This window comes from Natrialba asiatica DSM 12278 (assembly GCF_000337555.1).
GTDB lineage: Archaea > Halobacteriota > Halobacteria > Halobacteriales > Natrialbaceae > Natrialba > Natrialba asiatica.
Genome location: NZ_AOIO01000040.1, coordinates 35007 through 55250 on the forward strand (window position 1 = coordinate 35007; position 20244 = coordinate 55250).

At 64.9% G+C, this 20244-nt stretch carries 20 protein-coding genes; 13 read left to right on the top strand and 7 right to left on the bottom strand.

Annotation, left to right across the window (positions count from 1 at the left end; genetic code table 11):
* Positions 1–109: 109 nt before the first annotated feature.
* The 6 genes from C481_RS17700 (at position 110) to hjc (ending at position 6489) form a co-directional block, all read left to right on the top strand.
* Positions 110–1408, top strand: a complete 1299-nt coding sequence (locus C481_RS17700; RefSeq protein ID WP_006110695.1) for an amidohydrolase — start codon at positions 110–112, stop codon at positions 1406–1408.
* Between the two features lie 160 nt (positions 1409–1568).
* Complete coding sequence (locus tag C481_RS17705) at positions 1569–2324, top strand: hypothetical protein (protein WP_049904770.1); 756 nt, start codon at positions 1569–1571, stop codon at positions 2322–2324.
* A gap of 251 nt (positions 2325–2575) precedes the next feature.
* Positions 2576–3859, top strand: coding sequence for an adenosylhomocysteinase (locus C481_RS17710; protein WP_006110697.1), 1284 nt, complete (start codon positions 2576–2578; stop codon positions 3857–3859).
* A gap of 100 nt (positions 3860–3959) precedes the next feature.
* Positions 3960–5012: a hypothetical protein gene (locus C481_RS17715; protein ID WP_241434709.1), complete on the top strand. Its 1053-nt coding sequence runs from the start codon at positions 3960–3962 to the stop codon at positions 5010–5012.
* A 70-nt stretch (positions 5013–5082) separates the two neighbouring features.
* Positions 5083–5910 carry a CPBP family intramembrane glutamic endopeptidase gene (locus C481_RS17720; protein WP_006110699.1) on the top strand — a complete coding sequence of 276 codons (828 nt, stop codon included), beginning with the start codon at positions 5083–5085 and terminating at the stop codon, positions 5908–5910.
* A gap of 57 nt (positions 5911–5967) precedes the next feature.
* Positions 5968–6489 (top strand): Holliday junction resolvase Hjc, encoded by a 522-nt coding sequence (gene hjc / locus C481_RS17725; protein WP_006110700.1) that lies wholly within the window; start codon positions 5968–5970, stop codon positions 6487–6489.
* A 9-nt stretch (positions 6490–6498) separates the two neighbouring features.
* On the opposite strand, the gene C481_RS17730 is transcribed toward hjc, so the two are convergent.
* Both C481_RS17730 and C481_RS17735 read right to left on the bottom strand, forming a co-directional pair.
* The gene (locus C481_RS17730; protein ID WP_006110701.1) at positions 6499–8331 is read right to left on the bottom strand and encodes an acyl-CoA dehydrogenase family protein; all 1833 of its coding nucleotides are present in this window, start codon (positions 8329–8331) and stop codon (positions 6499–6501) included.
* A gap of 89 nt (positions 8332–8420) precedes the next feature.
* The gene (locus tag C481_RS17735) at positions 8421–9053 is read right to left on the bottom strand and encodes an SWIM zinc finger family protein (protein ID WP_006110702.1); all 633 of its coding nucleotides are present in this window, start codon (positions 9051–9053) and stop codon (positions 8421–8423) included.
* A 233-nt stretch (positions 9054–9286) separates the two neighbouring features.
* Between C481_RS17735 and pspAB the strand changes: the two genes are divergently transcribed.
* The 5 genes from pspAB to sufU all read left to right on the top strand — a co-directional run bounded on the left by pspAB (position 9287) and on the right by sufU (position 13291).
* Positions 9287–9892, top strand: coding sequence for a PspA-associated protein PspAB (gene pspAB / locus C481_RS17740; protein WP_006110703.1), 606 nt, complete (start codon positions 9287–9289; stop codon positions 9890–9892).
* Positions 9893–10324: 432 nt separating this feature from the next.
* Complete coding sequence (locus C481_RS17745) at positions 10325–11566, top strand: aminotransferase class V-fold PLP-dependent enzyme (protein WP_006110704.1); 1242 nt, start codon at positions 10325–10327, stop codon at positions 11564–11566.
* Positions 11567–11755: 189 nt separating this feature from the next.
* Complete coding sequence (locus tag C481_RS17750; protein ID WP_006110705.1) at positions 11756–12400, top strand: HD domain-containing protein; 645 nt, start codon at positions 11756–11758, stop codon at positions 12398–12400.
* Positions 12401–12505: 105 nt separating this feature from the next.
* On the top strand, positions 12506–12754 hold the full coding sequence (locus C481_RS17755) for a hypothetical protein (RefSeq protein WP_006110706.1): 249 nt from the start codon (positions 12506–12508) through the stop codon (positions 12752–12754).
* A gap of 117 nt (positions 12755–12871) precedes the next feature.
* A complete protein-coding gene (sufU, locus tag C481_RS17760) occupies positions 12872–13291 on the top strand; it encodes a Fe-S cluster assembly sulfur transfer protein SufU (RefSeq protein ID WP_006110707.1) in 420 nt (139 codons plus the stop codon).
* A 247-nt stretch (positions 13292–13538) separates the two neighbouring features.
* Here the strand turns inward: sufU and radA are convergent, their stop codons facing one another.
* From radA to C481_RS17785, 5 genes are all read right to left on the bottom strand, one after another.
* Positions 13539–14570: a DNA repair and recombination protein RadA gene (gene radA / locus C481_RS17765; protein WP_006110708.1), complete on the bottom strand. Its 1032-nt coding sequence runs from the start codon at positions 14568–14570 to the stop codon at positions 13539–13541.
* Between the two features lie 131 nt (positions 14571–14701).
* Positions 14702–15904, bottom strand: coding sequence for an outer membrane protein assembly factor BamB family protein (locus tag C481_RS17770; protein WP_006110709.1), 1203 nt, complete (start codon positions 15902–15904; stop codon positions 14702–14704).
* A 77-nt stretch (positions 15905–15981) separates the two neighbouring features.
* Complete coding sequence (locus tag C481_RS17775) at positions 15982–16860, bottom strand: hypothetical protein (protein WP_006110710.1); 879 nt, start codon at positions 16858–16860, stop codon at positions 15982–15984.
* A 109-nt stretch (positions 16861–16969) separates the two neighbouring features.
* Positions 16970–17263, bottom strand: a complete 294-nt coding sequence (locus tag C481_RS17780) for a DUF424 domain-containing protein (RefSeq protein ID WP_006110711.1) — start codon at positions 17261–17263, stop codon at positions 16970–16972.
* A gap of 116 nt (positions 17264–17379) precedes the next feature.
* Positions 17380–18219, bottom strand: coding sequence for a tetratricopeptide repeat protein (locus C481_RS17785; protein ID WP_006110712.1), 840 nt, complete (start codon positions 18217–18219; stop codon positions 17380–17382).
* Between the two features lie 176 nt (positions 18220–18395).
* Between C481_RS17785 and thpR the strand changes: the two genes are divergently transcribed.
* Positions 18396–18956, top strand: coding sequence for an RNA 2',3'-cyclic phosphodiesterase (gene thpR / locus C481_RS17790; RefSeq protein WP_006110713.1), 561 nt, complete (start codon positions 18396–18398; stop codon positions 18954–18956).
* Between the two features lie 150 nt (positions 18957–19106).
* A complete protein-coding gene (locus C481_RS17795; protein WP_006110714.1) occupies positions 19107–20156 on the top strand; it encodes a hypothetical protein in 1050 nt (349 codons plus the stop codon).
* Positions 20157–20244 lie beyond the last annotated feature (88 nt).

Consider the following 20244-nt stretch of genomic DNA (forward strand, 5'->3'; position numbering starts at 1 on the left):
CCAGTGGAAATGAAGGGGCACAAGCGGCGGGACCAAACGCGACTGGCCACTACCGCGGCGGCGCACTCGTAACCGTTACGCTAACACGGCCGACCGCGAAACGATGCGTATGGCGACACTCGCGATTACCGGCGGACAACTCCTTCGCCCGGACGGCACGATTTCCCGCGCGGACGTCCTCGTCGATCAAGACGAGGGGACGATCCTCGAACTCGGCGACGACCTCGCCGGTACCGGCGATACGAACCTCGACGCCTCGAACGCGCTCGTCACGCCCGGCTTCGTCAACGGCCACTCCCACGTCGCGATGACCCTCCTCCGCGGCCACGCCGACGACAAGCCGCTCGACGCCTGGCTTCAGGAAGACATCTGGCCCGCCGAGGACGAACTGACGCCCGAGGACATCCGCGTCGGTGCCGAACTCGGCCTGCTCGAGATGATCAAATCCGGCACCACCGCGTTCGCGGACATGTACTTCGAAGTCCCCGAAATCGCGGCTGCGGTCGACACGGCGGGGCTTCGCGCCCGCCTCGGACACGGCGTCGTCACCGTCGCAGCCGACGAGGCGGCCGCCCGAGAGGACGCCCAGACGAGCATCGACGTCGCTCGTGAACTCGACGGCGCGGCGGACGGACGCATTTCGACGGCCTTCATGCCCCACTCGCTGACGACGGTCGGCGAGGAGTACTTAGACGAGTTCGTCCCGAAGGCTCGCGAGATCGGGGTGCCGATCCACTACCACGCAAACGAGACGACGGACGAGGTCGCGCCGATCGTCGAGGAGCGCGGGATGCGACCGCTCGCGTACGCGGCCGAGAAAGGGATGCTCGAACCCGAAGACTTCGTCGCACACGGCGTCCACGTCGACGAGAGCGAGATCGAACTGCTCGCCGAGGCGGGGACCGGCGTCATCCACTGTCCGGGCTCGAACATGAAACTGGCAAGCGGCATGGCTCCGGTTCAACGGCTGCTCGACGCGGGCGTCACGGTCGGCCTCGGCACCGACGGTGCGGCCTCGAACAACGACCTCTCCTTGCTCGACGAGGCGCGCGATGCGGCCATGGTCGGCAAACTCGAGACCGGCGACGCGAGCGCGGTTCCCGCCGGAGCCGTCGCCGAGTTCCTCACGCACGGCACCGCCGACGCGATCGGTCTCGATACCGGCCGACTGGAACCGGGTTCGGCCGCCGATCTGGCGGTGATCGACCTCGAGACGCCGCATCTGACGCCGCCCCACGACCTCGTGAGCCACCTCGCGTACGCGGCCGCCGCGGCCGACGTGAAACACACAATCTGTGACGGACAGGTGCTCATGCGCGACCGCGAGGTGCAGACGCTCGACGAGCGTGCAGTGTGCGATCGGGCGCGCGAACACGCTGTGGCACTGGTTGATCGCGCCGCGGAGTGAGGCGGCCGACCGTCTCGGCGTGAACGGAATCCGAACGCTCAGAGGAGCCCATAAACGGTATACTCGTCTTTTGGACGGTCTCGATGAGCCGAAAACCGACCGAACGACCCCGAACCGCCGGCGGGATTTATTCGTGATTCTCGAACTGTCACGGCTTGCAATGAGTCGCCACAACCGCGTTGCAATCGCAATCGCTGCACTGGTCGTCCTCTCCGTGGCCGCCTTCCCCGGCGCGGTCGCCGCGGACGAATCGACCAGCGAGTCAGCGCTCGAAATCGACGTTGCACAGGACGAGACGGTGACCGTCACCGTCACCGAAAACGACGCCGTCGTCGACGAGATGAACCTGACCGTCACCGCGGTCGACGACAACGAAACGTACGCGGACGCCGGCACCTACACCGGCGTCGACGGCGAGTTCACCCTTTCGCCTCCGGACGGAAACGAGTCGGTCGAACTCGCGTTCGGCGCGACGGTCGACAATGCGACGGTCGAAACGACCGAGACGATCGACGGAGCCGCCGCCGAGAACGAGACGCCCTTCGGCGCGCTCGTCTCGCAGTTCGTCGCGGACAACAAGAACGAAACCGACGGGCCGTTCGGCCTCGCGGTGGCCAACTTCGTCGTCGAGAACAATCCGGGTAACGCACCCGACCACGCCGGACCGCCCGCACACGCCGGTCCGGGCAATGACGGCGAGAACGCAACCGACCGACAGGGCCCGCCGGCTCACGCCGGACCGGGCGGCGATAATTCTGCCGACGGCGATGACGATAGCGAGAACTCGACGGCCGAACTCGACGGGGAAGATGCAGAGACGGTCGACGAGGAGCAAAACAGCGACGATGATACCGAAGACGAGTTCAACGGCGGCGGACCGCCGTCACACGCCGGAGCGAACGGCGCCAACCGCTAACGACGCCGGCCGTATGCAGTACCGTATCCGCCATCGGACGACGGCTCTCCGTTCAGAGGCACCACCCACCACATCGCTCGTCCCGTCGCCGATGCCGGTCTCGACCGCGGCGGTCATCGCCATCGGCCGTCCACGCCGCTGGCACACCGCCGACGTCCGCCGGCCTGAACTCGATCCGTATTCGCCGGCAGCGCTCGTTTTGGTTGGTTGCCTTCGGTAGCGTTTTGGCCCCCGTCGCACTTACTCGATGTATGAGCGACTATCAGCGGATCAGCGAACAGTTGGACGACGTCGCCGACGCTCGCGAGGAGGGGCGTCGGAAGATGGACTGGGCCGCCCAACACATGCCCATTCTCGAGCACGTTCGCGACGAGTTCACCGCGGACCGGCCGTTCGAGGGCGAACGGATCGGGATGGCGATGCACGTCGAGGCGAAGACGGCGATGCTGGTCGAGACGCTCGCCGAGGGCGGTGCGGAGGTAGCTATCACGGGCTGCAACCCGCTCTCGACGCACGACGACGTGAGCGCGGCCCTGGATAGCCACGAGAACATCACGAGCTACGCGAAACGCGGCGTCGACGACGAGGGGTACTACGCCGCCATCGAGGCCGTCATCGGCCACGAGCCAACCATCACCGTTGACGACGGCATGGACCTCGTCGCCGCCATCCACGAGGACTACCCCGAACTGATCGAGACCATCATCGGCGGGGCCGAGGAGACGACTACGGGCGTCCACCGCCTTCGCTCGATGGACGACGACGGCGCGCTCGAGTACCCGGTGTTCGCGGTCAACGACACGCCGATGAAGCGCCTGTTCGACAACGTCCACGGCACCGGCGAGTCCTCCCTCGCGAGCATCGCCATGACCACGAACCTCTCGTGGGCCGGCAAGAACGTCGTCGTCGCCGGCTACGGCTACTGCGGCAAGGGCGTCGCGAAGAAAGCCGCCGGCCAGAACGCGAACGTCATCGTCACCGAAGTCGAGCCACGGCGCGCCCTCGAGGCACACATGGAGGGATACGAGGTCATGCCGATGGCCGAAGCCGCCGAGGTCGGCGACGTCTTCCTCACGACGACCGGCAACCGCGACGTCATCGTCGACGAGCACTTCGAGAAGATGCAAGACGGCGTCCTGCTGGCCAACGCCGGCCACTTCGACATCGAGATCGACCTCGAGGCGCTCGCCGAGCGCTCCGTCGACCACTACGAAGCCCGCGACGGCGTCGACGCCTACGAGATGGCGGACGGCCGCCGACTGAACGTCATCGCCCAGGGCCGCCTCGTCAACCTCGCCGCCCCCGTCTCGCTCGGCCACCCCGTCGAAGTCATGGACCAGTCCTTCGGCGTCCAGGCCGCCTGCGTCCGTGAACTCGTCGACAACGGCGATCAGTACGACCCCGGCGTCCACGACGTGCCCGACGAACTCGATACGGAAATCGCCGAAATCAAACTCGAAGCCGAAGGCGTCGAGTTCGACTCGCTGACGGAGACCCAACGCGAGTACATGGACAGCTGGGACCAGGGGACATAACTGCCGAACACCGCGTTCGTTCGGAACAAGCGGGCCTGCGGATCGAGTGTTCTGGTATCCGAGTGTACCCGTTTGCTGCTGTTCGTTTGCTGCTGTTTCGATGTCCGATGTGGCGGCGTTCGTCCCACCTCTGTTGCTCTCGTTGCAGAGTCAGTCGAGCGTGACGGCCGTCACCCTGAACTTGGTCGGGTGTGAGGATCACCTATCGATGCCCGAGACCCCGTCAGCGCCCGATGAAAGAGCAACCGATTCTACCGGCACAACCGCTGCAGGGACCACGCGAAAGCGCGACGGCAGTCGCACGGATGGGAGAGGGGACGAGACGGGAACAGAGACGGCAGTGGGGACGGGGACAGTGGCAGGGGAAGGGGGACGGGCAGAAACGGAAACAGGGACGGGGAGCTCTAAAGCGAACGGGGACCCAACAGACGCCCGTTCCTACTCGATCGGCCCGCTACTCAAACGCTCACACATCGACTCGGACGGCCAGCTCGAGGTCAGTATCTACGTCGAAGGCAGTGGCTCACTCGACGACATCGACCTCGACGTTTTCCTCAAACGCTCCCGAATCGACCCCGGCGAGCGAATTGAACTCGGTATCTTCGTCTCGGGCTGTGGCTCCGTCGCCGAAGAGACGATCAGCGTCTTTCACGACCACGACGACGTGCTCGATCTGACCGATCCGGGAACGGTACGTCGGAACCGCGTCGATTCGGGCCGGACCGCAGACCCAACTGAGGCGGGATCGAGTTCAGCGTCGAGTTCGGTCGGAGCCGAAGACACGACTGCACCCGAAACGGCGGCCTCCCACTCGACGCTGTTTCAGTACGGAGCGGCAACCGACAACCGACAACTTCGACAAAAGCCGCTCGACGGCAACGGTCGGGACGACCCCGCCTACATCCTCGAGTTCAATACGCGAGCGCACGCGACGCCCGGCAGATATCGGCTGCCGGTCGTGCTCACGTATCGGTCCGAGGCGGGAATCAAACAGGAGAAACACGTCCGGACCGTTCGGGTGAATAACTGGCGCGAGCGGTGGGAGCCGTGGGTGACTCGCGGTGTGCTTCTGGGCGGTGTCCTCGGTGTCTGTAGCGCGTTTTATGCGAGCGGTCCTGTGCCGGTCCCTGGGGCGCTGGGCGCGGGAGTGTGAAGACGGCGGGCGCGACCGTGTGACAGACGAGAGAGGAACGCCCAAGGGGGCAGCCCGCAAACGTCCTGGTATGGAAACGTCCACACGACAGCGGACGGATGGGCCGGTCCGGTCGACGCTCGTCGGCATCGGGCTGGCAGTGCTCGGACTGGTCGCCTCGCAGTTCACGTCGCTTCCGGCCGCGCTTCTCGACTCGACGTTGCTCACCAACCCGGGTGGTGCATCAAATCTCGCGACGTTCGTCTTTCTCACCCTGAACTTCGCCGGCTTCGTCCTCGTCGGCGGGGCCTACCTCTGGTGGACGGATCGCGGCTGGGGATGGCTGGATCTCGAGGTGCCGACGCGGCGCGGCTGGGGCTACATCGGCCTCGGCATCGTCGCCAGTATCGCGTTCGTCATGGCCGTTAACGTGGTCGCGACGGTCCTCGAACTGCCGTCTTCCGAGAACCAAGTCGTCACGCTGGTCGGGGACGATCCGACCATGGTCCTGCTCATGATCGTCATCGTCTTTCTCTTTAACGCCCCCGCCGAAGAGTTCCTGTTCCGGAACGTAATTCAAAAGCGCCTGTACGCCGCGTTCAGCCGGATGGGCGCGGTCGTGGCGACGAGTCTCATCTTCGCGGTGCTTCACATCCCTTCGTACGCCATCGCGATGGACGGCACCTTCGCCCCGCCCGGCGCTATCGCCGTCTCGCTCGCCGTCGTCTTCGGCGGCGCGCTCATCTTCGGCACCCTCTACGCGAAGACCGACAACCTCTTGGTCCCGATCGCAGCCCACGCCACGTTCAATGCGATCCAGTTCGGCATCCTCTATCTCGTGCTTCGGTACGCCCCCGACGAACTCGAGACCGCGACAACTGTGTCGCTCGAAACCGGACTGGCAATCCTGCCACTGTAGGCCGTCGCCGACCGCGGTCCCGCCCCGTTTATTAGCTCCCGCCGGTGACCCTTCCGTATGTCTCAGGCGAAGGGCGACCGCCGCGAACGCGAACTCGTCAACGAACTCGACGAGGCTGGCTTCGCGGTGATGCGTGCGCCCGCGAGCGGCTCGGCGACGGAACGCGAACTTCCCGACGTACTCGCCGGCGATAGCGAACAGTTCTACGCGATCGAGGCCAAGTCGAGTTCGGGTGACCCGATCTATCTCACCGGGGAAGAGGTCGAGGCGCTGATCTACTTCGCGCAGAATTTCGGTGCGAAGCCCCGCATCGGAGTTCGATTCGACCGCGAAGACTGGTACTTCTTCCACCCGGCGGACCTCCACGTCACCGACGGGGGAAACTATCGGGTCAAAAAGGAGACGGCGCTGGCCGAGGGCACCGACTTCGCCGAGTTCGTCGGCGCGTCCGAGAAGGTGACCCTCGACGAGGTCGGCGCGGCGGAAGACGACGGACCGGACGAGGACGTGCTCCGGGTACTCAACGCGGTCGAGCAGGGCGTGATGGGAGTCGAGGAGGCGGCCGACGCGCTCGAGTAGGCGACGGTTCTATTCTGCCGTGATCTCGCGCACCCGGTCGGGATCGATCGGTTCGTAGCGAACGATCGGATCGTACGCTTCGAGCGCGAACCGGTCGCCGCTCGTGATGCCGCGCGCTTCACGGGCTTCGAGTTCGGTCGAGACGAATCGCTGTGCGACGAGCGCCGGTCGGCCGTTGCCCGCCTCGAGTTCTCGCTGGGCGTTCTCGAGCAACAGTGCCGCCGTGAAGACGTCGAACACGTAGTGCGCCAGTCGTTTGGCCGACAGTTGCGCGTACTCGGCGTCCTCGCCCGCCAGCGTCACCAGCGCGGTCTCGAGGTCGCGGAATTCGGCTTCGACCGTCTCCGCGGTGTCCGCAAGCGCCGGGTGCGAGACGCCATCGAGTCGCTTCTCGATCGCGTCCCGGAGCGGTTCGTGAGCCTCCTCGCGCTCGAGCGCCCGGAGCACGTCGAGCGAGAGGACGTTCTCGGTGCCCTCCCAGATCGGCAGGACCTGCGCGTCCCGGAGCAGACGGTTGGTGACGAAATCGTTCACGTAGCCGTTGCCGCCGTGGATCTCCATCCCGTAGGAGGCCGTCTCGACGGCCATCCGCGCGGTGCGGGCCTTGGCGATGGGGATCAACAGCCGCATGAGCCGATAGGCGTCGTCGGCCGTCTCACCCGCGCGCTCGGCTCGTTCGCGTTCGGAAAGCAGCCGTGCCGCCTCGAAGACGTAGGTCGTCGCGGCCTCGTGGGTGACGGCCATGTCGACGAGATCAGCCCGCATCAGCGGGTACCGATCGATCGTCTCGCCGAAGGCCTCGCGGTTCGCGGCGTAGATCTTGCTCTCGAGCAGCACCCGACCGATGATCCCGCAGGATGCCGCTGCGTTCGACAGGCGCTCGAGGTTGAGCATCTCGGCCATCTGTCGGAAGCCGTTCTCCGCCTCGCCCACGAGGAACGCCTTCGCGCCGGTGAACTCGACCTCGCCGGTCGGCACCGAGATGGTGCCGAGTTTGTCCTTCAGCCGCCGGTAGAGTTGATCGTTGACCGACTCGGGAGAGAGCGGACCATCCTCGAGTCGCTGTCCCTTGGTCAAGGGGCCGTCCTGACCCGAACGATCGGGGTCGGCGTGGGGAACGAGAAACATCGAGAGGCCCGCAGTCCCGTCGGGTGCGTCCGCGGTTCGGGCGAGCGCGAGCGTCCCTTCGGCGTCGATGTTCGAGCAGAACCACTTCTCGCCGAAGAGCCGCCAGCAACCCGCTCCGTCGTCCCACTCGGCGCGGGTTTCGTTCGCGCCGACGTCGCTGCCGCCCTGTTTCTCGGTGAGGAACATCGCCCCCTCGATCAGACCGCCGTACTCGCGGCTCGTCAGTGCCTCGTAGAACAGCGCGTGCTCGTCGCCGCCGAACTTCTCGAGGACGAGCGCGGCGCCGGCGGTCATCGCGACCGGGCAGTCGAATCCCGGATCGGCATACGAGAGCAGACACTGCATGGCGAGGTTGTGCGCCAGTCCCATCGGCTCGTCGCGCCCCGGCGGCGCTTCGAACGCGTCCGCGACGATTCCCCGCCCGTAGGCCAGCCGCTCGTTCTCGTACTGGCGTTCCGGATAGCGGACCAAGTTCTGTACCTCGCCGTCCCTGTCGTAGGGCTCGAGTTCAGGTCCGTGGTCGTCGATGTCGTCTGCGTTGGCCGCGATGGTGTGCCCGACGGTCCCGCCGAAGTCGGCGAGACGGGACTCGGCCCAGGTGAACTCGTCGTCGGTGTAGACCCGCCGAACTTCGCGTCTGAGCGTTCGGTCGAGGGTCCAGTAGTTGACGTCCCGCCCGTCGCTGAACTCGGCGTAGTCGATCCCTTCGTCCATACTCGCAATTGTTACCGTGACTCAATAAAATGAGTGTCACAAAACGGGGTGTGCGTTTCGCCGCGTTTTCGCTTGAGGGGGGCCGCTCGCTACTGGGATCGCTTCTCGAGGCGTGTTCGCGGGAAGACGTACACCTGTAGCGAGGAGGGGACGACGCCGTTCGCCTTCACACTCGCGTGTGGATAGATCGCGCCGACGACGGGGACGTCCGGGTCGTACGTCTCGTTCGTCCCGTACTCGGCGACGGTGCGGCCGGTCCTCTCGATCCGAACGGCATCGGCGCGTCGGTCGGAAACGTCGACGACGGTGAGCCGGTCGCCCGTTTCGCGGTCGACGACCGTGTCGCCCGGCCAGATCGCGTGGTCATCGCAGTAGACCGGACCGCTATCGACATCGTCTTCGTCGACGAAAACCGCGGTTTCGCAGTCGTGACACTGGACGGCGAGTTCACCCGGCGGCGGGGTGCGCCCGTCCGTAATCTCGATTGCAACGCGGCGGATGTGCTTACAGCGGACGCCGCGGAAGATGTGATCGGGGCAGGTGCATCGACCGCCGGTGAGATCGACGAGGTAGGTATGATCGCTGGCTGATTCGACCTCGTAGAGGCCGTCCCCGAGCGGGAGGACGGACATCGGCTCGGTTCGTGCGCGGCGCGAGCGCCGCTCGAGCGTGTCGGTGGACGGTGCTGGAAGTGTCGCTTTCGGTGACGCTGTTGTTTTCATGGGTGCGTCGAGAGTGGTGCTGATGGTCGGTTTGCTATTCAACGAGTGTAGGGGCTCGAGGCCTATAACGGGTGTGTTCGTTCGAATTGCTGACTTTCGAACGCGGCTGACCATCGAGGTTCGTGATAGTATTCGCGACTCTCCGCGGCCATAACTGACAACCGGGCGGCGCGAGCATCGACCGGCGGCGCACAATAGGTGAGTTCTAAGAGGATGGCACCGTTCTCCTCGATATGGGACTGCTGGACGGACTCCGTGCCGCCCTCGGATTGCGCGCCGAGACCGACGCCAGACGCGACGCCGACCCCGAAGACCTCTTCGGGATGAGCACTGCCTACCTGACGATGGAGGCGGAGTTGGGCTACCGGTCGCTCGATGTCGGCGCGCTCTGTTTCTCCGGCGTCGACTCGCGAAGCTTTCGCGACACCGTTTCGGAGGTCGAGTCCATTCTCGAGGCCGGCCGGGAGGACACCGGAACCGAGTTCACCGTCACGGATGACGATCACGGCTATCACTGGGTCGTGCTCAGGGACACCGATCCGGAGGATCTGATCACGAGTATGCACTTTGCGGCGGACACGTTCATCGAGCGTGATTACGGGTCGCGCCTGCTCGCAGCCGTGTTCGCGTACGAAAACGGCGACGGGCCGGCGTACTGGATCTACTCGTTCCGCCGCGGCGCGTACTATCCGTTCGCTCCACGCGCCGGCCGAGAGCGTGATTCGAGTACCGAGTTCAAACTCGAGTCGACGCTCGACGGCGAATTAGAGATCGAAGGCGAGAAGGAATACTGGTATCCGCTCTGGCCGAGCCAGCAGGGAACCCACCCCTGGGAATGACATCCTCCCCGGTGTTCACGCCGGGGTTTCCCGTACCGCGTTGGGATATCATGGTTCGCGGTCCACGACCTGTTCTCGCGGGGCGAAACGGCCCCCGCTACGATCGAACAGGCGAACCGCTGGCTGTGTCTCGCTGTTGAAAGAGAGGCGACCGGGTGGAACGCGGCCGCACCAAATATATTTGGCATCACGCACTTGCCGCACAAGCCCATAGGAAATGATACGGCAGGCTTGCCACATCATCCCCACCACACCACTTCACATCCGAACTGCGCCATACACAGTTCGTCGCCTGCCGCATACCACTTCCTTTCCATCCCCCTTCGACGCCCTGACTCGATAGTCAGTAGCGGCTCATCGCGCCGTCTCTTGTGACCGGTTCCCAATCGCGGACCGAAGGAGTGTTTTGCATCGAGGACTTCCTAGAGAGCAATGAGTCACCAACATCTCGAGGCGCTCGACGTCGCGGCTATCCGCGAGGAGTTTCCGATCCTCCAGCGCGAGTTCGACGGCCAGCAGGTCGTCTACCTCGACAACGCGGCGACGACCCAGACGCCGGACCCGGTCGTCGACGCGATGAGCGACTACTACCGCGAGTCCAACGCGAACGTCCATCGCGGCATCCACCACCTGAGCCAGGAAGCGTCGAACGCCTACGAGACGGCCCACGACCGCGTCGCCGAGTTCATCAACGCGGACGGCCGCGAGGAAGTCGTCTTCACCAAGAACACCACGGAAGGGGAGAACCTGCTCGCCTACGCCTGGGGCCTGAACGAACTCGGTCCCGAAGACGAGGTCGTCCTCACCGAGATGGAACACCACGCCTCGCTGGTCACCTGGCAGCAGATCGCCGAGCGGACCGGCGCGACGGTCCGGTACATTCGGATCGACGAGGACGGCCGCCTCGACATGGACCACGCCGCGGACCTGATCGCCGACGACACCGCCATCGTCTCGGCGGCCCACGTCTCGAACACGCTCGGCACGGTCAACCCCGTCGGCCAACTCACCGATCTCGCCCACGACCACGACGCCCTCTCCTTTATCGACGGCGCACAGGCCGTCCCGAACCGACCCGTCGACGTGAAAGCGATCGACGCGGACTTCTACGCCTTCTCGGGCCACAAGATGGCCGGCCCCACCGGCATCGGCGTCCTCTACGGGAAACGGGACCTGTTCGAAGAACTCGACCCGTTCCTCTACGGCGGCGGCATGATCCGCAAAGTTACCTTCGAGGACTCCACCTGGGGCGACCTCCCCTGGAAGTTCGAACCCGGCACGCCACAGATCGCCGAAGCCGTCGGCCTCCACGCCGCCGTCGACTGGCTCGAAGACATCGGACTGGAACGGATCCAGGCCCACGAGGAAGAACTCGCGGCGTACGCCTACGACCGGCTCGCGGCCGAGGATGACGTCGAACTCTACGGCCCCGACGGAAGCGACCGGGGCGGCCTCGTCAGTTTCAACCTCGACGGCGTTCACGCCCACGACCTGACCTCGATCATGAACGATCACACGATCGCCGTCCGCGCCGGCGACCACTGTACCCAGCCGCTGCACGACAAACTCGGCGTTCCGGCCTCGACTCGCGCCTCGTTCTACGTCTACAATACCCGCGAGGAGATCGACAAACTGGTCGACGCGCTGGACGACGCCCGGCAGTTGTTCGCCTGACGATCGCCGCTCCCACCGAACCGCCCGGTTCTATTCTGTTGATGAGAGTCACCGGCTATCGGATAGGCTGTTCTCAACGAGTGCACTACGCTGGCGATTGCGCGGGTCGGCTCTGCCATCGACCCGACCACGGCCGATCAGCATCCAGCAACGGAGCGCTTATCGGAGTCCCCCGAAAACGCGACCGATATGCTCGAACTCGAAACCGTCCGTAATCACGCCAAACCGTACTTCGAGGACGCGCCACCGGCTCACGACTGGCACCACGTCCAGCGCGTCGAGGAACTCGCGGCGACGCTCATCGAACGCCACCCCAAGCCGGAGACGGTCGACGAACGCGTCGTCTCCCTCGCCGTTCTCCTCCACGATATCGGCCGCGAGCGGGAGGACCGCGGCGAGATCGACGACCACGCGACCTGGGGCGCACGGGAAGCGGGCGAGATCCTCCGCGAGTTCAGCGCGACCGACGAGACGGTGTCGCGGGTCAAACACTGCATCCGCGCCCATCGGTACTCGAACGACATCGGCCCCGAGACGGTCGAAGCCGAACTCGTCTCCGACGCGGATAACCTCGATGCGCTCGGGGCGGTCGGCATCGGCCGCGTCTTCGCCCACGGTACCGCAATCGACGCGTCGATGTACGATCCGGCGGTACCGGTAGCCGACGACGAGACGACGGCCGGCACGACGCAGTACAACCACCTCCACAAGAAGATCCTCGATCTGCCGGCGCGCATGTACACCGACGCCGGACGCGAACTCGCGGCCGAGCGCGCGGCGTTCGTCCGCGAGTTCATCGCGCAGTTCGATGCAGAAGTCGCCGGCCAGCGGTAGCGTGATCGGTCGGGTCGTTCGCAGATCCTATCAGCCATCCCACTGGAACTGGCACAGCGTTTTTGCGTCTCACGCCAGTAGATTCTCCCGCCGAGGTGAGAACCAATGTACGAGAAACGTATCGGCAGTCCGCAACGCGATCCGTTCGATGCCCTGGTCGACGGTCTCGCCGCGGCCGATCGGTACGATTTCATCCTCGGGATCATTCCGATCGCATTCGCGGTTGCACTGGTCGTCGCGACCGTCGCGAACGTGCCGGTGACGAAGCCGCTCGCCGGCGCCGCGCTCGTCGGCATCGTCGCAATCGTCGATGCCTGTTATCGCAACCCGCCGACCGATCAGGGATCGACGTAACGACGCGGTATCGGCGGCCGACCGCCACCCATTTTCCAGCGCGCGGCCGCCGGTTTCGTCCCGGCGAGCGCCGCCCCGGAACCCTTTTACAGGGCACTGGCATATCCGTATACACCGATGGGACTGGGTTCGGATATGTACCGACAGCAGATCCTCGACCACTACAAGAACCCCCGCAACTACGGGGAACTCGAGGATCCAACGTTTACCCACATCGGTGAGAACCCGATGTGCGGCGACGAGATTCGTATGGATGTCAAACTCGATGACGACGAGGAAACCATCGAGCGAGTCGCCTTCTCCGGCGACGGCTGTGCCATCAGCCAGGCCTCCGCGAGCATGCTCTCGGGCAAACTTCACGGCAAAACCGTCGACGAACTCCTCGAAATGGACCGCGACGACGTCATCGACATGCTCGGCGTCGATATCTCGCCGATGCGCGTCAAATGTGCCGTCCTCGCGGAGAAAGTCGCCCAGGACGGCGCGGAAATCTACCAGGGTGAACTCGACGTGGAGAAGACGACGACCGAGGATTGAAGACCGAGAGCTTACCGCGACACACTTGTTCTACCGCCGTTTCGGTCTCGATTCGAATCGGGAACTGGAGAACTCGAGTTCAGTTCGCCACTCCCTGTCGCGTGGTCACGAGTCGGAAGTGCTGTGTAGCGAGTGCGCTCAATCGGTAATTTCGGACACTGGTGCGTCGCTGGCGGATACCGAAGCACGAAGCGCGACGCGACTGTAGTGAACGGAAAGAGATGGCAACGAGACGGCGGTACAGTAGCTACTCTTCTTTCAGCCCGCCGTCCTGGACGCGCATGACCGCCTCGCCGTCGGCCAGGTTCGGTGCGTCGACCAGGCGGACGATCCGCTTGTCACCTTTGGACTTGCGGAGGTACATTCGGAAGGTCGACTTGTGGCCGAGGATGTTGCCACCGATCGGCTGGGTCGGGTCGCCGAAGAACGAGTCCGGGTTCGAGGCAACCTGATTCGTCACGATGACGGCCGTGTTGTAGAGGTTGCCGACCTTGTCCAGGTCGTGGAGGTGCTTGTTGAGTTTCTGCTGGCGCTCTGCGAGTTCACCGCGGCCGACGTACTCGGCGCGGAAGTGGGCGGTCAGCGAGTCGACACAGAGGAGGCGAATCGGATACTCGGCCTCTTCGTGCTCGCTGGCCAGTTCCTTCGCCTTCTCGGCCAGCAGCATCTGGTGGTTGGAGTTGAACGCTTTCGCGACGTGAATCTTATCGAGGATGTCCTCGACGAGTTCGTCGACGGCGGCCTCGTCGGCGGCCGAGCCTTCGATGTCGCGGTCTTCGAGCGTCGCGTTGATAACGTCGTCCGAGAGACCGCGGACCATGTCGTCGATGCGCTCGGGGCGGAACGTGTCCTCCGAGTCGACGAACATCGCAGCGCCGTGGAGACCGCCGACCTCCTTGGGAAGCTGGACGTTGACGACCATCTGGTGGGTGACCTGGGATTTGCCCGCACCGAACTCGCCGTAGACTTCGGTGATCGACTGGGTTTCGATGCCGCCGCCGAGGAGTTCGTCGACCTCGTCGATCTGCCAGCTCAGTTTGCCGATTTTGTTCCGTCGTTCGAGCACCGTCGAGCCGGTTTCGAAGCCGCCAACGTCGGCGGCATCGCGAGCGGCGTTGACGATATCGGCTGCGGTGGAGTCGCCGACATCGGCGGTATTCGATAGTTCAGCGGGGGCGGCGACGGCGAGGCTCTGGAAGGAGTCAAAGCCCGCGTCGTGGAGTTTGTCTGCGGTTGCCGGTCCAACGCCGGGGAGTTCCTCGAGGTCTGCGTCTGCCATACTCCGTCGTTGTCCCGGCGACCCCATAAACCCTCGTTAACAGGGAAGTGAAAGTGAAAGTGTGAGCAAGCGGCGGGGGAGGCAACGATGTGACCAGAGGTTGAAGAGTGAAGGCGGCGAGAACGAGACGATCAACTCGTCGACGCGTCGTCGGATGGCCACTCGAAACAGGTAAGGCGGTCGTCACTGCCGACGTAGAGGCGCTGGTCGGCGAGTGCGGGCGCGTTTGTGATCGCGCCCTCGAGTGCAGCGTGCCAGCGGTGGCTCCAGTCGTCGGCGAGGTCGATACCGTAGAGCGACCCGGTCGTATCGCCGACGCAGAGGACGGTTCCGGCGATGACGGGACTCGCGCTGACGGTGCCGTCCAATGCGACGCCCTTTTTCGAGAACAGCCAGCCGCGGCGCTTTCGCCGGCCGACCGTCGTGTCGGTAACGTGGGCGTAGCCGTCGGCAGCGCCGACGATTGTCATCCCCTCCTCGGCGAGGACTGCGACGCCGGAGGTGAACTCGTCGGCGATGGAATAGCTGAACCAGGTTTGGCCGGTGTCGGCGTTCAACGCGAGGAGGGTGCCGCCGTCGTCGGCGACGTAGACGCGTCCGCCGGCGATCGTTGGACCGGCGGGAACGTCGCCGTTCGTGGGTGCAGACCAGATTACGGTCCCCGTTTCTGTCCCGAGACACTCGACCGTCCCACCCGCTGTAGCAGCGTAAAGACGGGGCCCGTCCCAGGTTCGTCGTTCCCGTTCCGAGTGCAACGAGCTGGTGTCCGCGTGGTTTCGGTCGAGTCGTTCCAGTCCGAGATCTCGTATTTGCTGGTCGCGTTCCAGCTCCCTGTCGTCGCCGATTGCGGGCGATCCCGTCGCGGCTGTTTCGGTCTCGGTAGTCCAGCGCTCCCCTCCCGAAGTACCGTCGAGAGCGGTGAGGCCGTTCTCGTGGCCGGCGTACAGGTCGCCGGTCGCGTCCGAATAGACGAGCGTAGCCGTGAGTGGGGCGGGTACCGCCGTCGCCCAGTACTGATCACCCGTCGCCGGGTCGAGGGCATAGATCGTGCCGTCGTCGGTGCCAAAATAGAGGCGATCGCGAGTAACGATTGGCGCCGTCTCGGTCGCCGCGGTCGTCTCGAAGACCCAGCGACGATGCCCCGTTTCGCGGTCGAACGCGTAGCAGTTGCCACGGCGCGTACCGACGAAGACGGCGTCGCGGTCGAGAACCGGTGAGCCGACGCGGCCGACGAGATCGGCCGTCCAGGCTGCGTCTATCTGGCGCGGGCCGGTTGCGTCGCGTCGAACGCCGGTGTGGCGATAATCACCGCTGAGCTGTGTCCACGAAGTCACTGCCAGTGACTACTGAGTGGACCGGGATAATGCATGTGGCCTGTTATCGCCCAGTTCGCCGCAGCGCAGACTCACCGCTACTGTCTCACCTCGAGAATCCGCGCATCACACTCGTTACAGGTGATCGCATAGACCTGATACGACCGACAGCAGGACTCGACCGTCTCTTCGTCCAGCGAAATCGTCCCGTTACAGCCGGGACACTGCTCGACGAACGCCCGAAGCCCGTTCGCCAACTGACTCCGTTGCTCGAGTGACAGCTGATCCCACTCCGGAACCTGCGTGGCAAGCGCCCGTGAACTCGCGAGATCGGCGACGAGCGCGGCGTCTGACTCCCACTGGGCGGCGACCCTGTCTTCCACGCGAGCGCGAACCGGCGACGTTGCGTCGTCGGGTTGGTCGATCGATACCGACGCCGGCTCTGTTTCGAGAAACGCCGCAACCTGACTCGCTCGCTCGCCGTTCTGAATCTCGTCGATCGCCTCCTGCCAGGTCGTCTCGAGGTCGTCCGCGAGACAGAGGTCTTCCTGCTCTTGCTCGCTATCGTCCGCCGCTCGCGTGCACGGAACGACGAGTTCGTGTTCGAGGAACCACTGTTCGGGTTCGATCGGTTCGCCGGCCGCGTGAGAGCGGGCGTCGGCCCCCGTTTCGGCGGCATCGGTTTCGAGCGTCGAACCGCCCGGTTCGGGTGCCTTGTCGAACTTCGCGAGGAGCCAGTCGGGGAAGTACTGTTTCGTTAGCGTCGGCGTTCCCGGAACGAGGTACCCGCGGAGGCCGATGGCAACAACGGAAAGAACGAACACGGCGACCGCAGCGATGGGTGATGCGATCGCGACCGCAACGGTCAGGGCACCTGCGATAACGAGATTGACTACGGTGCAGGGGATGCAGCGATTCTCACCGGTGTATTCGGGGTTGTGTACCTGATCGAGGATCGGAAGCTTCGTGAGTTCCATATTTCACCCATTGTATGAAATCACAAAAACGTTTTCCCGCCGGTAATTGCCGGTACTATATCGTGCTTACGATGGCACTCCCGCGGTATACGCAGTACACGCAGTACGCTCAATACAGCCGCAGCAACTGCGCGTGGCGCGTCTCCCCGACGTCGAGGACGTTCGCCTCGTCGATGAAGCCTTCCTCGATAGCGAGGGAAACGGCGCGGGTGCCGACGATGTTGGCCACGTCCGCCCGCGCGAGACTCTCGATGACCGTCTCTTCGTCGACCTCGTCGCCGCCGTAGAACTCGTCGGTGACAGTCAGCGAGAGTTCCTCGGCCTCGAACGTTTCACCGAGGATGTCACTGTCGCACACAGCGACGAGCAGTCCCTCCGGAGTCTGTCGTTCAGTCACGCGCATGATCTTGTCCGCATCTCGTACGTACTGTGGAGTCGTGACCGTATTTGTGTTTATGGGTGTCGTGCGGTCACGGGCGCTGGAGTTCGTTCGTCTCTCGGGTCACCGGGACGCCGTCGTCACTCGAGTTCCCACTCGCGATCCGGATCCGTTTCGCGGCCGGGTTCCGCGAGTTCGTCCGTACCGGTCGGCTGGCCCTCCATTTCCCGGCGGTCTTCCATGATCTCCTGTTCGGCCTGCTCGCGCATCTCGTTTGCCTCCTCGGCGATCTCCTCGGCCTCGTCGTACTCGCCGAGTTCTTCGAGAATCTCGGCCTTTTCTTCCAGGACCTTGGCGTTTCGCAGGCCGAGTCGGATCGCGTTGTCGATACACTGCAGGGCTTCTTCGGCCAGCCCGCGCTCCGAGAGGAAGAACGCGCGGTTGAACCAGCCCTCGGCGAAGCGCTCGTCTATCTCGATGGCGCGTTCGGCGTGCTCTAAGGCCTGGGCCGTCTCGCCGAACTCCCAGAGGGCGTAGGCGAGATTCGTCTCGGCCGTCGCGGCGTGTTCGCTCTGGTCGTCGATGTCGAGCGCCTCGCGGTGGGCACCGATCGCGGCGTCCCACTCCTCGAGTTCGGCGTGGGCGACGCCCTTGTTGACCCAGGCTTCCTGTTCGAGGCGATCGTCGTCGGCGAAGCGAGCGGTCCGCTCGAAGGCGTCGGTCGCCTGCTCGTAGCGGTTGATCTGCATGTAGTTCAGCCCGACGTCGAGCAACTCGCTGGCGTCGACATCGTCGCTCGCGATCTGCTGGCTATCGAGCGTATCGGTGACGACTCGAGAGTCCACCGGGTCGACCTTCGAGGGGTCGATATCCAGTTCCGGCGGATCGAGATCGAACTCGTCGTAGGGGTCGTCGAACCCCTCGCCTTCGGAGAAACGGTGGTCGCGGGGCTCGTCTCCGTCACCCTCTCGGTCAGTCATTACCCGAATTTGGCGTCGCGGACTGTTAAGGGCTGCGACCCGGCTACCGACGCCGCGCACGCTGGCGTCTGGACACCGTTCATCCGTCGCCATCACAACCGTGCGACCTCGCGACGAGTCGCCCGTTCGACGGATCGTCCGTTACCGTTGAATACCGCGGCCGCGAGTGCACACGTATGCGCCTCTTCGTCAGCGTCGACCTGCCCGACGACCTCGCGGAACCGGTCGCCGACCTCCAGGACGAGTTCAGCGACGCGAGCGGCCTCGACGTCACCGACCCCGAGCAGGCCCACGTGACGCTGAAATTCCTCGGCGACGTCGACGGCGAGCGGGTTCCCGACCTCGAATCCGAACTCGAGGGTGCGGTCGCCGACGCCGGCGTCGACCCCTTCACGGTTCGCTACGGCGGCCTGGGCGTCTTCCCGAGTCTCGAGTACATCAGCGTGGTCTGGTTCGGCACCGAAACCGGCGGCGACGAACTCACCGCGCTGCACGAGGCCATCGAGGAGCGAACGACGGAGATGGGATTCGAGGCGGAATCGCACGAGTTCACGCCGCACGTGACGCTCGCGCGGATGGAGCACGCGGGCGGGAAGGAGTTGGTGCAAGAACTCGTCCGCGAGCGAGACCCGACGATCGGCGAGACGCGCGTCGAGGCGGTTCGGTTGACCGAGAGCACGCTCACGGACGAGGGGCCGGTGTACTCGACGGTGGCGCGGTTCCCGCTCGACGAGTGACCGACTCCACGCCAGCTGCGGCCGCCAGTATGCGTCGTTACGAGTGCGCTATCGGTCGCCTACAGCCGCTGTAGCGCCCGCATACGGCACGATAGCCGAACGATACAGCACCGGGAGTGATAGGGGCCGATCCCGTAGCCGAACCGGTCGATGGGGAACTCGTCCACGGCGGATCACGGTCCCGATCACCGCGACCACCGCGACCGCACCACCGCGACCGCCCAGCGCCGCTCTCGCTTCGGGCGAACCGCTTCGGTCAGCCGCCGCGAGTTCATCGCCGCAGTCGGCGGCGTCGGCGCGGCCTCGCTCGTCAGTCCGAGCACGGACGCCGCCCAAACCGATACCGGGACGCTCCGCGTGAGCGTCTCTCCGGGACCCATTCCGCCGCCCGTCTGGTTCCGATACGGGATTTCGGGCCTGCGACGCGACTGGCCGGTCCCCTTTCGGGAGTGTTTCGCTGCGATCGAAGACGCCATGGCACAGCTCCAAACCTACGCCGTCTCCCACTCCGACCGCATCGACGCCGATTTCGACATTCGCGTCGAGCGCGGCCCATCCGTGCGTTTTCCCCCGCTTGCAACGCCGCGGCCGTCCGAACTCGTCCTTCCCTCGCTGTCGACCGTCCTCGACGTCTTTCGCGACCGGCTTCGGGACCGCGGTGAACTCGGCGGGCCGGCCTGTCACGTGCTGTTTTGCTGGTCCCCGCTCAACTACCGGGTCGGCTACGGCGGGACGATGTCGCCGAACGATCTGGTCGGTGCAACGGGTTCCAACGGAACCGCCGCGGAAGGCGCACAGACCGTCGCCAACGTCGGGGCGACCGAAGTCTGGGACTCGCGGGCGATCAGCCGGAACATCGCCATTCACGAGGTCTTCCACACGTTGCTCCCGCCCGAACTCGTCGAGGCAGTCGGTGGAACGGACTGTGACCACGACCTCGGAGCCGCGGCTCGAGTTCAGACCAGCGGAGACGAACGAGCGCTCCGCGTGACGCCGATGGCAACCGCCTACGCCGGCCCGGACGAACTCGGCGGCGGAACGCGCTTTCACGGCACCGGCTGCTACGACCACGACGAGTTCACCCGCCACGACGGCTACGAGGGCGTCGACCGATTCGAGTACACGACGACGCTGAGCGAAGCGACGCTCGCGGTGGCGACGCAGTATCTAGAACGAATCCGGGAGCGGCGGCGAGCGTGAGAGCGGAGAGACGACGAGGTGAACTCGTACCGACCACGGACCACCGGTCACCGACCGGTCCCGAAAGATGGACAAGATTTTAAGCCAG

Coding starts and splice junctions, on each gene's coding strand:
- C481_RS17700 (WP_006110695.1), top strand. CDS start 110: ATGGCGACACTCGCGATTACCGGCGGACAACTCCTTCGCCCGGACGGC.
- C481_RS17735 (WP_006110702.1), bottom strand. CDS start 9,053: ATGAAAACAACAGCGTCACCGAAAGCGACACTTCCAGCACCGTCCACC.
- C481_RS17755 (WP_006110706.1), top strand. CDS start 12,506: ATGTACGAGAAACGTATCGGCAGTCCGCAACGCGATCCGTTCGATGCC.
- C481_RS17780 (WP_006110711.1), bottom strand. CDS start 17,263: ATGCGCGTGACTGAACGACAGACTCCGGAGGGACTGCTCGTCGCTGTG.
- C481_RS17710 (WP_006110697.1), top strand. CDS start 2,576: ATGAGCGACTATCAGCGGATCAGCGAACAGTTGGACGACGTCGCCGAC.
- C481_RS17785 (WP_006110712.1), bottom strand. CDS start 18,219: ATGACTGACCGAGAGGGTGACGGAGACGAGCCCCGCGACCACCGTTTC.
- thpR (WP_006110713.1), top strand. CDS start 18,396: ATGCGCCTCTTCGTCAGCGTCGACCTGCCCGACGACCTCGCGGAACCG.
- C481_RS17750 (WP_006110705.1), top strand. CDS start 11,756: ATGCTCGAACTCGAAACCGTCCGTAATCACGCCAAACCGTACTTCGAG.
- pspAB (WP_006110703.1), top strand. CDS start 9,287: ATGGGACTGCTGGACGGACTCCGTGCCGCCCTCGGATTGCGCGCCGAG.
- C481_RS17705 (WP_049904770.1), top strand. CDS start 1,569: ATGAGTCGCCACAACCGCGTTGCAATCGCAATCGCTGCACTGGTCGTC.
- C481_RS17730 (WP_006110701.1), bottom strand. CDS start 8,331: ATGGACGAAGGGATCGACTACGCCGAGTTCAGCGACGGGCGGGACGTC.
- hjc (WP_006110700.1), top strand. CDS start 5,968: ATGTCTCAGGCGAAGGGCGACCGCCGCGAACGCGAACTCGTCAACGAA.
- C481_RS17745 (WP_006110704.1), top strand. CDS start 10,325: ATGAGTCACCAACATCTCGAGGCGCTCGACGTCGCGGCTATCCGCGAG.
- C481_RS17795 (WP_006110714.1), top strand. CDS start 19,107: ATGGGGAACTCGTCCACGGCGGATCACGGTCCCGATCACCGCGACCAC.
- C481_RS17715 (WP_241434709.1), top strand. CDS start 3,960: ATGTCCGATGTGGCGGCGTTCGTCCCACCTCTGTTGCTCTCGTTGCAG.
- sufU (WP_006110707.1), top strand. CDS start 12,872: ATGGGACTGGGTTCGGATATGTACCGACAGCAGATCCTCGACCACTAC.
- C481_RS17775 (WP_006110710.1), bottom strand. CDS start 16,860: ATGGAACTCACGAAGCTTCCGATCCTCGATCAGGTACACAACCCCGAA.
- C481_RS17720 (WP_006110699.1), top strand. CDS start 5,083: ATGGAAACGTCCACACGACAGCGGACGGATGGGCCGGTCCGGTCGACG.
- radA (WP_006110708.1), bottom strand. CDS start 14,570: ATGGCAGACGCAGACCTCGAGGAACTCCCCGGCGTTGGACCGGCAACC.